Origin of the sequence: Pseudolysobacter antarcticus (assembly GCF_004168365.1) — a bacterium.
In the GTDB taxonomy this organism is placed as follows: Bacteria; Pseudomonadota; Gammaproteobacteria; order Xanthomonadales; family Rhodanobacteraceae; genus Pseudolysobacter; species Pseudolysobacter antarcticus.
On sequence record NZ_CP035704.1, the window covers coordinates 4,634,957 to 4,647,801 of the forward strand.

Annotated in this window: 14 protein-coding genes; 3 read left to right on the top strand and 11 right to left on the bottom strand. The window is 60.5% G+C overall.

What is annotated here, in order from left to right:
- Positions 1 to 2 precede the first annotated feature (2 nt).
- The gene (locus tag ELE36_RS19900; protein WP_129836406.1) at positions 3 to 641 is read left to right on the top strand and encodes a glutathione S-transferase family protein; all 639 of its coding nucleotides are present in this window, start codon (positions 3 to 5) and stop codon (positions 639 to 641) included.
- A 332-nt stretch (positions 642 to 973) separates the two neighbouring features.
- The gene (locus tag ELE36_RS19905) at positions 974 to 1,765 is read left to right on the top strand and encodes a nucleotidyltransferase domain-containing protein (RefSeq protein WP_129836408.1); all 792 of its coding nucleotides are present in this window, start codon (positions 974 to 976) and stop codon (positions 1,763 to 1,765) included.
- Between the two features lie 31 nt (positions 1,766 to 1,796).
- Here the strand turns inward: ELE36_RS19905 and ELE36_RS19910 are convergent, their stop codons facing one another.
- The 9 genes from ELE36_RS19910 to ELE36_RS19950 form a co-directional block, all read right to left on the bottom strand.
- Complete coding sequence (locus ELE36_RS19910) at positions 1,797 to 2,306, bottom strand: hypothetical protein (protein ID WP_129836410.1); 510 nt, start codon at positions 2,304 to 2,306, stop codon at positions 1,797 to 1,799.
- A gap of 80 nt (positions 2,307 to 2,386) precedes the next feature.
- Positions 2,387 to 3,133 (bottom strand): 3-oxoacyl-ACP reductase FabG, encoded by a 747-nt coding sequence (gene fabG, locus ELE36_RS19915; RefSeq protein ID WP_129836412.1) that lies wholly within the window; start codon positions 3,131 to 3,133, stop codon positions 2,387 to 2,389.
- Entirely contained in the window at positions 3,126 to 3,587 is a 462-nt protein-coding gene (locus tag ELE36_RS19920; RefSeq protein WP_129836414.1) for a hotdog family protein, read from the bottom strand. The genes fabG and ELE36_RS19920 overlap by 8 nt, the downstream gene beginning before the upstream one ends.
- Positions 3,577 to 5,889 (bottom strand): MMPL family transporter, encoded by a 2,313-nt coding sequence (locus ELE36_RS19925; RefSeq protein WP_129837058.1) that lies wholly within the window; start codon positions 5,887 to 5,889, stop codon positions 3,577 to 3,579. Before ELE36_RS19925 ends, ELE36_RS19920 begins: the two co-directional genes overlap by 11 nt.
- Positions 5,890 to 5,915: 26 nt before the next feature.
- On the bottom strand, positions 5,916 to 6,560 hold the full coding sequence (locus ELE36_RS19930) for a LolA-related protein (RefSeq protein ID WP_129836416.1): 645 nt from the start codon (positions 6,558 to 6,560) through the stop codon (positions 5,916 to 5,918).
- Positions 6,481 to 7,434, bottom strand: a complete 954-nt coding sequence (locus tag ELE36_RS19935) for a lysophospholipid acyltransferase family protein (protein ID WP_129836418.1) — start codon at positions 7,432 to 7,434, stop codon at positions 6,481 to 6,483. The genes ELE36_RS19930 and ELE36_RS19935 overlap by 80 nt, the downstream gene beginning before the upstream one ends.
- The gene (locus ELE36_RS19940) at positions 7,431 to 7,772 is read right to left on the bottom strand and encodes an ApeI family dehydratase (RefSeq protein WP_129836419.1); all 342 of its coding nucleotides are present in this window, start codon (positions 7,770 to 7,772) and stop codon (positions 7,431 to 7,433) included. The genes ELE36_RS19935 and ELE36_RS19940 overlap by 4 nt, the downstream gene beginning before the upstream one ends.
- Positions 7,762 to 8,478, bottom strand: a complete 717-nt coding sequence (locus ELE36_RS19945; RefSeq protein WP_129836421.1) for a COG4648 family protein — start codon at positions 8,476 to 8,478, stop codon at positions 7,762 to 7,764. The genes ELE36_RS19940 and ELE36_RS19945 overlap by 11 nt, the downstream gene beginning before the upstream one ends.
- 5 nt (positions 8,479 to 8,483) lie before the next feature.
- Positions 8,484 to 8,753 (bottom strand): phosphopantetheine-binding protein, encoded by a 270-nt coding sequence (locus ELE36_RS19950; RefSeq protein WP_129836423.1) that lies wholly within the window; start codon positions 8,751 to 8,753, stop codon positions 8,484 to 8,486.
- Between the two features lie 189 nt (positions 8,754 to 8,942).
- On the opposite strand from ELE36_RS19950, the gene ELE36_RS19955 reads away from it, so the two are divergent.
- Positions 8,943 to 9,932 carry a chorismate transformation FkbO/Hyg5 family protein gene (locus ELE36_RS19955; protein WP_242512318.1) on the top strand — a complete coding sequence of 330 codons (990 nt, stop codon included), beginning with the start codon at positions 8,943 to 8,945 and terminating at the stop codon, positions 9,930 to 9,932.
- Here ELE36_RS19955 and wsfD (ELE36_RS19960) read toward each other — a convergent pair.
- Both wsfD (ELE36_RS19960) and wsfD (ELE36_RS19965) read right to left on the bottom strand, forming a co-directional pair.
- Positions 9,869 to 11,362, bottom strand: a complete 1,494-nt coding sequence (gene wsfD / locus ELE36_RS19960) for a glycan biosynthesis hexose transferase WsfD (RefSeq protein WP_129836425.1) — start codon at positions 11,360 to 11,362, stop codon at positions 9,869 to 9,871. The genes ELE36_RS19955 and wsfD (ELE36_RS19960) overlap by 64 nt on opposite strands.
- A complete protein-coding gene (gene wsfD / locus ELE36_RS19965; RefSeq protein ID WP_129836427.1) occupies positions 11,359 to 12,837 on the bottom strand; it encodes a glycan biosynthesis hexose transferase WsfD in 1,479 nt (492 codons plus the stop codon). Before wsfD (ELE36_RS19965) ends, wsfD (ELE36_RS19960) begins: the two co-directional genes overlap by 4 nt.
- Between the last annotated feature and the right edge of the window lie 8 nt (positions 12,838 to 12,845).

Below are 12,845 nucleotides of genomic sequence, written 5' to 3' on the forward strand. Positions count from 1 at the left end.
TCATGAAAATCTACTGGATCAAGGCGCAGGCGCCACGACGTGTGCTGGCGCTGGTCAAGCATCTTGGCATCGCCGCCGAGCTCGTCGAAATGGATCTGATGGCCGGCGGATTGCGTGCGCAGGAATACGTCGCGCTGAATCCAAACAAAAAAGTGCCGACGCTTGTGGATGGCGATCTGGTGTTGTGGGAGGCGTCGGCAATCATGGCCTATCTGTGCATCAAGGCGGGTTCCGACATGTGGCCGGCGCACAATCCGAGCGAACAGGTGGAAGTGCTGCGCTGGTTGTCGTGGAACGATGGTCACTGGTCGCCGGCAGTGGCGCCGTTTTATTTCGAGCACGTGGTGAAGTCGACGTTCGGCATAGGCGCGCCGGATCATGAGTTGCTGAAGTCATCCATCGCCGACTTCAACAAGTTTGCCAAGGTGCTGAACAGTCATCTGCAAGACCGCAACTACGTCGCGTTCGAGCGGCTCACCATCGCCGATTTCCAGCTCGCGTCGATGGCGCACTACTGGCGCGAATCGGAGATGCCGATGCAGGCATTCCCGCATATCGTGCGCTGGCTCGATACGCTGAAACTGATTCCGGCCTGGGCCGATCCGTGGCCTGCGCCGAATCATACGACGGCCAGCGCGTAAGCTGCACCGCGTAGATGCCGGCAAATCGCCACCTCAAAAGGTGGTTATGCGCTAAGCCTTGCGGCGATAGAACGACGAACAGCCGAGACGCGATGGTGGCAATTAACCTTAGTGAATGTCGGATAACGCGGCTGCGCCGCTCATCCGACCCACTGATCTGGATAAAATGGTCGCCCTGTGCGAAATCCAGGGCCGGAAGCTATATCTTGATCGAACCAAATCTCCTTCAAATCAGATTACCGACTAGCAGGGTGATCTGGCATGCGTATAAGCAAATAACATGCAAGACGATGGCCGTTAAATAGCTCCGCACCATAATTCAGGCATGCTCAATGATTCCAGCCGATATCCATCAAGAAATCATGCGCCGCCTCGCGGCTACCGAGAAAGACCAAGGTGTGCGGATCGTTCTGGCCATCGAGTCGGGCAGTCGTGCCTGGGGATTTGCGTCGCCGAACAGCGACTTTGATGTTCGTTTTATCTACGCCCGCCCTGCCGACTGGTATCTGGCCGTGGATCTCGAAGAACGTCGCGACGTGATCGAGTACGACATCACCGACGACATCGATCTCAACGGCTGGGACTTGCGCAAGGCGCTACGCCTGTTCTGGAAATCGAATCCGGCATTTGTCGAATGGATACAGTCGCCGATCAAATACATTGAATCCGGTGGCTTTGCCGTTGGCGCCCGCGCGCTGTTGCCGGCGGTCTACTCGAATGAGCGCGGCATCCATCACTACCGCAGCATGGCGAAAACCAACTACCGCGGTTATCTGCGAGCGGATTCGGTGCCGTTGAAGAAATATTTTTATGCGCTGCGCCCGTTGCTGTCGGTGCGCTGGATCGAACGTTACGGTTCGGCCGCGCCGATCGAGTTCGAGAAACTGCTGCATCTGATCGAAGGTCACGACGATCTGTTGCGCGACATCGCGCTGCTGCTAGAAAAAAAACGTGCGGCGCCGGAATTGGGCCTCTCCGAACCGATAACCCGCATCAACACCTTCATCGAAGCCGAGTTGCAACGCCTCGAAACCTACAGCTCCGAACACCCGCATCCGCCCAATGCAATCTCCAGCCTCAATGCGCTATTTCATTCCACACTGCGCGAGTCGCCGCAGGGCTGATTCAACATTTATGCCTGCCTGCAAGCGGCAATCAATGCCCGCCGCTATCCGGACTCACCGCCGGCACACGCTGATATTCAACCTTCCACATCGTCTTCCAGGTAGCACCGTCTTTCTGCTCCTCGATCGCTTCGTAGCGATCGGCATCGAGCTTGCGCCAGCGTGCGCGCATGGTGATTTCCTTGGGTTCGGTCAGGTGATGCTCGGGGAAATCGAATCCGTCAGCTACGGGTGTAGCCACGCCGTTTTCGACATCGCCATCGCTGCTCCAGTAGCTGAACTGGATCTGCTTTTGTTTCGACGACCACGAATAAATGGTCTCGCCGGAATAGTCGGGATGCTTGCCGCGCACGACGTGTCGATCACGCACAAACTTGCCGCCGAACATCGGCTCGAAACAATGCGTATCGCGACCGCCATCCTTCGGGAAATCGCCAGCCCAACATGCACCGACCAGAAATGCGAGCGGCTGCAATGGATCGGTGGCAACGGCCGGTTCGGCGCCAGCAAGCGCGGCGAACATCAGCAACGTGTTAAGCATGGCGGCAACTCCGTTCGAGGAGCGCAAAGTCTACGACGATCATTTCGCCGTGTGAATTTTCACCGACGACAGCGCGGCGATCAGCCCATACCGCCATTCACGCCGATCACCTGGCCGTTGATGTAACCGGCGTCTTCGCTGCTGAGAAAACGCACGAGTGCGGCGACTTCTTGTGGCGTGCCGGCGCGCGCGGCGGGCACGAGTTGCTTGATCTGTTCGGCAGTGAATGTGTCGGCAGTCATGCGTCCGGCAATCACGCCCGGCGCGACCACATTCACCGTGATGCCGCGCGACGCCATCTCGCGCGCGAGCGAACGCGAGGCACCGTGCAATCCGGATTTCGCAGCGGCGTAGTTGGCCTGACCGCGATTGCCGAGCACCGCCGCGACCGACGACAGACTCACGATGCGGCCCCAGCGCAAACGCGCCATCGGCAGCAGCAGCGGTTGCGTGACGTGGAAAAATCCATGCAGTGAAATATCGATCACGCGCCGCCATTGTTCATCGCTCATGCCCGCCAGCGGTGCGTCGTCGTGGATGCCGGCGTTGTGCACGAGGATCGCAATCGGGCCGTCGGCCAGCAACGTGTTGAGTGCCGCGCGCGTGGCCGTGGCATCGGTCAGATCGAAACTCACGGTTTCGGCGGAACCGCCATTGTCGCGAATCGCCGCGACCACCGCGTCAGCACGTTCGCTGCCTTGATGCGCGTGGACGATAACGTGGCGTCCATCGGCGGCGAGTGCCTGACAAATCGCGCTGCCGATATCGCCACTGCCGCCAGTGACTAACGCGCGACGCACGGGATTATTCTGCGCGGGATTATTCATGAGCTGCTCCAGCATCGTTGGCGGTATCGTCGCGCAACATCACGGTGGCGCGTCCTTCTGCCAGCAATATTTCGCGATGGGTGATACGGAATTTATATTGCCAGCTCGACGCACTGTGCATGAGTTTTTCGGCGACGATATCGAGCGCATCCGGCAAGTCGTCGATTCGGATCGCATGCAAATGCACGTCGCGCAACGCGACCAATAAACCGGGTTGTGCCGCGCCACCTTTTTCGCGCGCCTGCAACGCGCCGTGCACAGCCATCGCCTGCGCGCCGTATTCGCACAAATGCACCGCGCGCAGTAAACCATCGCTGCGTAGCGGATTATCCAAACGCGTATGCGAATCGCTGAGTGCGTGGATACGTTCGCCATCCCAACTCTGCACGCGATCCAGCAAACACATCGCGCCCTGATGCGGAATCAGTTGACTCCATTCCGATTTAGGCAACATCGCGCGGCTCCGATGCGGGGGTCTGGCGTTCGTACGCCATGAGGATCGACAAACAAAAATGGAACGCGACGCCGAGGCTCACGGTTAGGCCGATCGCGCGCAGCACCGGCAAGGTCGAGCATGCCAGCAGCGCAAAAACCAGCAGCGCCGAAACCACACACACGAGCGTCGCGTGCAAGGTGCGACGCGCTTCGGCCGCATCACGCACGGGCCGCTCGAAGAACAACGCGTAGTGCAGGCCAAGCCCCGCGGCGAGCGTCAGCGCGACCAGATGAAACAACGACAACGACACGCCATTCGCGCGCAACACCGCCAGCACCAGCACGGTCGCGAGAGTCATCGGCGCGAGCACATGCCAGACCCGACGCGCGCTGCGCAGGGCAATCGTCACAGTCAGCGCGAGCAGCAAAATCGCGACGCCAAGCGCCCACAAGATGCGCGTGCGATAGGCGATCAGCAGTGATTCCGACGCGCCCTTCAGATCGAGCAAACGCACGCTGCCGTGGGTTTCACTTTCCAGCGCCGCAAGTTTTGCCGGATCGTGCACGCCGATCAAGGTGGCGAGGCCGAGCCAGTGATCGTTATGCTCGCTGAGCATCGCATCGACCCTCGCACCAAGCGGCGACGTGCGGAATTGTTGCGGCGTGAGCGGCGCAAGTTTGCGTGCGGTTTCGACATCATCGACGAACGGCGCAAACAGGCCAGCGCGAAACGGCAGATCGTGTTGCGCATCGAGCAACGCGGCTTCCAATGTTGGGCGATCCGGCAAGTTGGCTTGTCGCGTTTTTTGCACCGCGATGCTCGGCAAATATCGACTCGGCAACTCGATCCCATCGAGCGCGCCCGCCGCGATCAATGCATCCAGACGCGGCGTCATGCGCTCGGATAATTGCAATACGTCGTCAGCGCTCGGCGCTTGCAGGATCAGCAGATAACGTATGTCGGGCGCACCGAGCGCGGTACGCAACTCGCCTTCGCGCACGAGCTGTTGTTGCGGAATCGGTGTGAGTGCAGCGAGATCGTCCTGCCAAAATGGCGCGGGCGCGAACCACAACAGCGCCGCGGCAATCACACTGACGACGATCGGCAACCATCGCGGGCGCGGCAGGTTCTCCAGCCAGCGCCAGATGCGCGCGAGGCCCGGCGTATCGGCGGCGTCGCGAAAGCGCTCCGGCAACACGCGCGGCAGCAGATAGCGCGTGCTGAATCCCGCCACGAGCAGGCCGCTGATCGTAAACACCGCAAGCTGCTGCAAACCGGTCACGCCTGACGCAAAAAATGCGAGGTAGGCGATGCACGCCGACGCGATCGCAGTGAGCAACAATGGCCACAAGCCGCGCGCACTCGCAAGCGCAGTTTCGCCGGCGCGGCGATGACTGAGCAGACGAATCGGATATTCCTGCGCGACGCCGAGCAAGGTAAACCCAAACGCCAGAGTGATGCCGTGGGCGCCGCCAAACGTCAGTGCGAGCATCGCGATGCCCGCCAGCGCCGCGCTCGCGATCGGCAGCGCCGCGAGCGCGAGCACACTGAAGCTGCGGTACGCGAACAACATCAGCAGGACAAAGCCGACGCTGCTGATGCGGCCGATCCATTCGGCCTCGTCATGTGTGCGGGCATTCACACCAACCGCGAAATAACCCGGGCCGCTCATGCCGAGTTTTGCGCTGCCGATATTGGGCAATGCGTGAAACGCTTTTTCGATCGCGGTAATGGCAACGGCTTGCGCGGCGGGATCAAAACCGGCGGCCTTGGTTTGCGCCAGCAGCAAGGCTTCGCCCTTCGCTGAAAACCACACGCCTTCGCGCACAGTCGGCGCTTTTGGTGGCGTCCAGCGTTCCGCCAATTTGAGTATTTCCAAGGTCGGATCGCGCGCGAGCAACGGCTTCAAAAGCGTTGCGGCTGGCGAGCCGAGGTCCTCGACTCGCTGCTCCAATTCGGCACGCAAAAACGTGGCATCGAAGTGGTTTTGATCAAGCGTCGGCGACAATAAAAATCGATAGGGCAACAGCGATTCATCCAGCGCAGCGGTATCGAATGCACCGTTGATCACCTGCACGAAATTCGCATCGTGTTGCAGCGCCTGCACAAGGCCACGGCTAAGTTCGGCGAGCTGCGGTTCCGGCGCGCCGTCGAGCGCGAGCATGAGCAAACGCGAACCGGGACCTTCACCGATTTCATCGAGCAACAATTTCTGATCCGCGGTTTGTGCCGGCGGCATGAAACCACGCAGATCGGTGCTCACGATGAGGTTGCGCTGCACATACCAGCCGAGCGCGGCGAGCGCCAGCAACCAGACCATCAACAACGGTACGCGCTGGGCGAATTTCAATTCGCCGCTCCGCTGCACAGCGCATTCATATGCGGCAAGGTCAACGCCGCCGGCAGCTTGGCGCTGGCGAGTTGTTCGACCAGCAGCACGTTGTTGTCGCCATCGGTTTGCTGCACATTGAAACAGCGCAGCGCGGTCTCGCTGCCATACACATCGATGCTGCGAATGCGTTTGCCGAGCGCCGCATCGCGTGGCGTCAGGGTGATGCGCCAGGCATGTTCATCACCGCTCAAGGCAAGCGTGTGATATTGCTGTAGCAATACCGCATTGCCAGATAGCAGGGCAGTGAAGCTGGCGAGGAAACCGCGCAGTTCCGGCGCGCGATCGAGCGTGAACTGGCGCGGGCTTTTTTTATCGCGCCGCACTTCGACATTTTCGCCGTTGATGATCGTGGTTTCGCGATACGGCGAATCGATACGTTTTTCCAGCTGCGCATCGCCGCGCCAGGTCAGCTCACCGCGCAACAGCAACGGTTGATCGAGCATGCTGACAAAACCGACCTCGACAAATCGCGTGGTCGCCGGCGGCGAGTGCGCGAGCGCAGCGATCAGCGTCGGCGCATCAAGCGCGCTCGCCGGGCTGCACGCCAGTATCGCCAGCGGCAGCAGCAGGCGCTTCGAGCTTCTCGTTCCAGAAATCATAAAAGTTGAACCAGTTGTAGGGATCGATGCGCAGATAATGCTCCAATCGCGCGGCAAACTGCGCGGCACACGCTTGCAGTTGTACATCGCGCTGGCGACGTTCGATGCGCAGCGATTCGTGCAGCACTTCAAAATGCAGATCGTAGCGATTACCGCCGCGATACAGCCCGATCGCCAGCACCAGCGGCAGCTTCAGCACCGCCGCAATCTGGTACGGCGCGACCGGAAATTCCGCTTCGCCACCGAACAAGGTCGCCCGCTGCGTCGCCTCCTGTCCGCGCGCCCGATCACCGAGTATGCCGACCAGCGCGCCCTGTTCGGCGGCCTCGCGCATCGCCAGCACGACGGCGGTGCTGTCTTGTCCGGCGTGGATCACGCTGGCGGCCATTTCCGGATTCAACGCATGCAGCAATTCGGTCATCGCCGGGGTTTGCTGCTTGTCGAGCAACACTCGCAGACGGATTTCCGGGCGTTGCTGGCTGAGCACACGCAACGCCTCGAAACTACCGATATGCGCACCAAGCAGCAACACGCCACAACCACGATCGACCTGGCTATCGAGCTCTTCTAGCCCGTGCACGCGCAGATCGAAATGCTGCATTTTCCCGCTCAGCAGATATACGCGATCAAGGATGGTGCTGGCGAAATAGTGCACGTGCACGAGCAATTGCCAGAAGTTCGGTCGCCGCCCGAAAACACGCGTGAGATACGCTCGCGAAGCGCGACGCTCGGGACCGCGACGCAGCACAAAATACAGCGTGATCGGAAACAGGATCAGACGCGCGACACGACGCCCCGCATGCAGGCCGATGCTGCGGATCAGCCACAACGCAAAGTGACCGCCACCTTCGGGACGTCCGCGCCACTGCGTCATGTGGCGGATTCCAAGTCAGGCAAACTCGCCATGATCAATCCGCTCGCAATCAATTGCGTATCGCGGCGGATTTCAAATACAAAACGCTCAGCACGCGACTCCAGCAGCAAGTCGGCGGATTGATCCGGCAACAACGGTTGCACGAATTTCACCTGCACCAGCTGTTCGATCTGCAGACCACGCCAGCGCTGCAGCGCGGCGGCGACTTGATCGAGCAGTACCACGCCGGGCACCACAGGTTGCTGCGGAAAATGTCCGGGCAAACTCGGGTGGTCGGCGGCGATTTTGATCGTGTCGCGAAAAACGCTAGCTGGATTCAACGCGGTATCAATCGGCATGGTGTCGTCCGCTCGAATCAACCGCGCCACCACGAAGCAATTGCGGCCACAGCATGGCGATGCGCAGGCCGAATTCGCGCAGGCTGCGGCGCGGCGCCTGCGGCAGCGCAATCCGGCGCCAGAATAATTCAAGCGCAAAAAAGACACCGACCAAGACGTAATTGATGACGTTGGCGAACCAGCTCCACTGCGCCGCGCTGACCGGCAACGGCGCGGCGATACCGAACAATGCGAGCAGTCCATCCGGCTGCAACAACAGCGCGAGAGTCAGCGCAGTCAGCGCCAGCGCGCTCATCAACAGCGTCCACAACAAAGTCAGTCGTCGTGCGTAATTGCGCACTGCAGGATCCTGCAGCATTGCTTCGCCATCGACGATGCGGATGATGCCGGCGATCAACGGTTCACGGCCGTGCCACAAGGTGTGCCCGAACAGCCACGCCACAAAACCATCGATCAGCACCGGCACGGCGTATTGCGGCAGACGCGCGTGACCGTGCAGGCTCAAGCCGATCGTCGCCGCACATAGCACGATCCAGCCGAGCCACGCAGCAATGCGCCCGTGCCAGAGCCCGGCAGAAAAAAGTACGGTGAGCAAAACGAGCACCGCGCCACTGGTAAGAACCGCGCTGTGCAATAGCGCGCCGAGATGCGCGAGCAACGGATAAGCCACGGCCAGCAGCACGGTCAGGCCTGCGCGCAGGCGCATGCCGCTCAGGCCGCGCGTTGCTGCTGGATGTGCGCGGACAACGCCCGCAGAGACGAAAAAATCTTCTTGTTGTCGCTATTGTCCGAACGCAATTGCACGCCGTAACGTTGCGAAACGGCGAGGGACAATTCCAGCGCATCGATCGAATCGAGACCGAGATCGGCACCGAATAGCGCTGCATCGGGATCGATATCGGCGGCTTTCACCTCATCGAGATTCAGACTGGTGACCAGCAATTCGGCCAGTTCGTGTTCGGCGGGAGTTTGTAGTGGCATCGATAAACATCCGGTAATTCGAGGCCAGCCCGCAACGGGCGCCTTAGAGTCTTGTAATGTATCATGTGCGACCTTTTATTAGCCCGCGGCACAGGTTTTACGCGACGTGACTTACCGCAGACTTACTCCTTCGCTGATCGTCAACGCGCAATTGCGTGCGGCCACGGCGCGCCTGCGGCAGTCCAGTTCGTGAGTGCAACCGTGCGCGCGCAGCTCGCGGCGCTGACTGTAAGTTACGAGGAAGTCGCGCCGGCCACGCTGTTGGCCGAACCGAATGTGCTGGCGGTGCTCGGATTTGGTTCTGCTGCGCCGCGTGGCGATATCGATCCGCGTTATCTGCAGGTGCCGCTGGAGTCGCCCGGACAAAATCTGTTCGAGGTCTGGCGTGTGTCGGGCAACGTCAGCAGCGGTCGCCGCGGTGCGATCCGCTACGCCAGCGATGGCGAATATCTGTTCGGTGTGATCGAAATGAACGAGGCCGAACACGGCGGAATTCATGCGGCCAGCTTGGCGGCGTATCGCGCCCTTGGCGATTTTTGTGCGGGCAGCGCGACGCCACACGTGTTGCGGATATGGAATTATCTCGCCGCGATTACCGAAGGCGATGGCGACGATGAACGCTACAAGCAGTTCTGCGCCGGACGCGCGGCGGGCATGGAAGGTTTCTTCGGCGACGACTATCCGGCCGCGACCGCAATTGGCCGTCTGGATGGCCAGAAGATTCTGCAGGTGTATTGGCTCGCAGCGCGCTGCTCCGGTGTTGCGTTGGAAAATCCGCGCCAACTCAGCGCGTATCGTTATCCGCGCCAGTACGGGCCACGGCCGCCGCGATTCGCGCGCGCCTTGCTCGCGCCAACGCAGCCGGCGCAATTGCATTTGTCGGGCACAGCGGCCGTGGTCGGCCACGTCTCGCAACACGCCGGCGATTGCGCCGCGCAGCTCGATGAAATATTCACCAATCTCGACGTGCTGTTCCGCAGCGCGGCGCAGCACGGCACCGCAGCCGATTTGAGCCGCGCCGTGCTGAAAATTTATGTGCGCGACTCGGCGGATCGGACGGTGGTCGAAGCCGGCCTGCACGCGCAGCTTCCCGCCGGTACGCCGTGGCTACTGCTTTATGGCGACGTCTGTCGCGTCGAGTTGCTGGTCGAAATCGATGGTGTGGTCGGCGTACGCTGAGCCGCGATCCGTGCGATCAACAGGATCGCACTGACCAATAACCAGGCAATGCCTGCGTTGACGGCTAGGCCACCTTGCTTGGCGGTATCGGCCAAGCCATCACCGAGCACCGTGATCAGCAAGGTCGTCTGCTGCGTCATCGCTATCAACGCGGTGAACAACAGGAATTGCGAGTAGCTGCGCCAACGCCGATACAACAACATCAGCAACGTTACCGCGCTCGGCAGCAGAAACACTCCGACCAGCAGAATGCGACTAGCGCCCAGCACACGGCTCATGCTGAACCAGTCGGTCGGCAACTTGGCAAACTCGTCGCCTTCAACATGGCCGATATTGTCGGCCATCCACGGCGACAGATTCTGCGCACCGAGCCACCAGATGCGCAGGAACGTCAGCGGCTGTTGCGCGAGCATTGCGAGTTCGCGTCCGCGTGTGAAATTGATCAGGCCCGGACACGCGTGATTCGGTAGATCCGGCAATTGCCACGCGGCCTTGCCGATGTATTGCAGGCAGCTCGGATCGATCTGCAATTGCGCGGCGGCCGCGACCGGATCGGACGACGCCGGTAGCAGCGCGGTGAGCAAGACATCGGCGCTGTTGTATTGCCGAATCGTCTGCATCATTTCGCCATCGCGCTGCAATTGCACGAATTGAAAATACAACCCGGCGAACGCGCCGAGCAGCAATGCAACGTTCTGCCAGCGCCACCAACGCATGCCGTGCAAGCGACCCACAACCATAACCACCACGGTCAGCGCGAGCGGCAAGAAAATGTGCTGGATCTTGCTCGTCGCGAGCAGCAAAGCCGTCAGTAGTAGCCACCAAAAACGCTTGCTGCTTCGTTGACTTTCGCAATACATCAAGATCAGGCTGATGCATACATACAGCGCCAGCAGCGCGGTCCATTCGGCATAAAACGTATTCAGATAAAGCGTATTGGCCGGATCGGCGAAAAGCAGCGGCAACAGCGCGGCATTGGCGATCGCCAGCCACGGCCGATCACGGCGCAGCCACGCGCGACTCAGCAATATGCACGCAACCAGCAACGCCAACAAACGCAGCACACCGATCACCCGCACCGAATGCGCGACATGGCCGTCGCCGAGTTCGACCAATCGATAAATGGCGACGCTGGTCGCTTGGAAGATCAGATCGGACGACCAGTAACAGAGCGGATCGTTCGTGCCGATGAACACATAGTTGGAGAACGGCGCCGCCGGGCTGTTCTGCGTCGGCGCAATAGTCGCGGCGCGTTCGGGATACAGATCGAAGCACGCGGTGTAACGCGTTTGATCGTAACTATTGGCGTAGGCCAGCAACGGATCATGGAGCAGCAATACACCAGCGCGCACACTGCCTAGCAGGAGCAGCATCGTTATCACGACAATCCGCCAACGCGGCGTTTTTGTATTCAGCCGCGCGAGGTTCATGCGCGCGCTCCGCGTAACTGGCGCAGCAACCAGACCAGTGGCACGCACAGCACAAACGCGAACCCGGCAGTAAATGCGAGATGGCTGTGTTTGGCGATTTCGACCAGGCCATCACCGAGGATCGCGATCAGCAGACACGACCACGCCGTCGCGCCACACATCACGGCGAACAGCAACACTACAGGTGAATCGCCGCGGCGCGCCACGAGTGTCAGCGGCACGACTGCGAGCAGCGGCAGTAATAACAGGATGTAAGGCATCCACGGCGCCTTGAGCAAACGATCGAAGCTGAAAAACTCCGCTGGCAACGGCGCCAGTTTTGTATCACCGACCAGGCCGAGATAATCAGGAATCCACGGCAACATCGAACACGGCGCATCGGCGAACATGCGCGCCAGCGTTCCGGGTTCGCTGGACAACAAACCGAGCACCCGCGACGGGCCGACCGCAGATATTCCGGGGCAGACTTTTTCCGGATCGGCGTGCAATTGATAGATCGACTTGCCGCGAAAATTGGCGCAGTCGGCGGCCAAGCCGAGGCGTTGCGCGGTCAGCGCGGGATCAGCGGATGCGGGTAATACGGCGCTCAAGACGGCATCGGTGCGATTGACCAGATTGATGTTGCTGTTGAGGCTATTGTCGCGCTGCGAATTGACGAGTTGAAGACACAGCGCGATCGCACCGCCGATACCCAACGCCAGCACCGCACGACGCCAAGGTTGGTGTTTGATCGCAGCCACGGCCCAGGTCAGCATCGCCAGCAGCAGCGGCAACAGCAGATGCTGAAACTTGCTCATGCCGAGCAGGAATGCCGAGATCGTCAGCCATATCGCCAGCCCACGACGTGGCTGTTGCGCCATGAGCAAAGTGAGGCACACCGTGCTGTACAAAAACATCAATGCGCTCGCTTCGGCGTAGAACGTGTTGAGATAAATCGTGTTGCCCGGATCCATCGCAATCAGCGCGAGAAAAGCAGCATTGGCGCAAGCCAACTCCGATTGTTCTGCTCGCCACCACAACCAACTGAATGCCGCACCCGACAACAGCCAGACGACCAGATGCAACGCGCCGGCCCAGCGCACCGACACCACCGCGGTATCGCCGGTGGTCGATTTACTGCGCGCGAGCAATGCCACCGGCGCGATGAACAGCAACTCCGAGGTCCAGTAGCAAGCCTGATCCGGAACAGACTGCGCGCTGAAGTATTCCAGCGGCGTTTCGTAGCTGTTCCGGTCCGGCGCCACGCCCGGGCGGTACGGATAGATATCCAGACACGCGGTATAACGCACCTGATCGAAATTATTCGCCAGCGCGACCAGCGGCTGATGCGCCCACATCGCCATACCACGGCCGGCTGCAAGCAAAAGCAGTACCAGCGTCAGGCCGGCCAGCAGCCGAGAGGTGTTTTTCAGGTTGATCTGCATTGCCGGGATGATCGATTCGGAGAGATAACGACGGAGTTCTGCAGCGCGCAAGCCCGCTC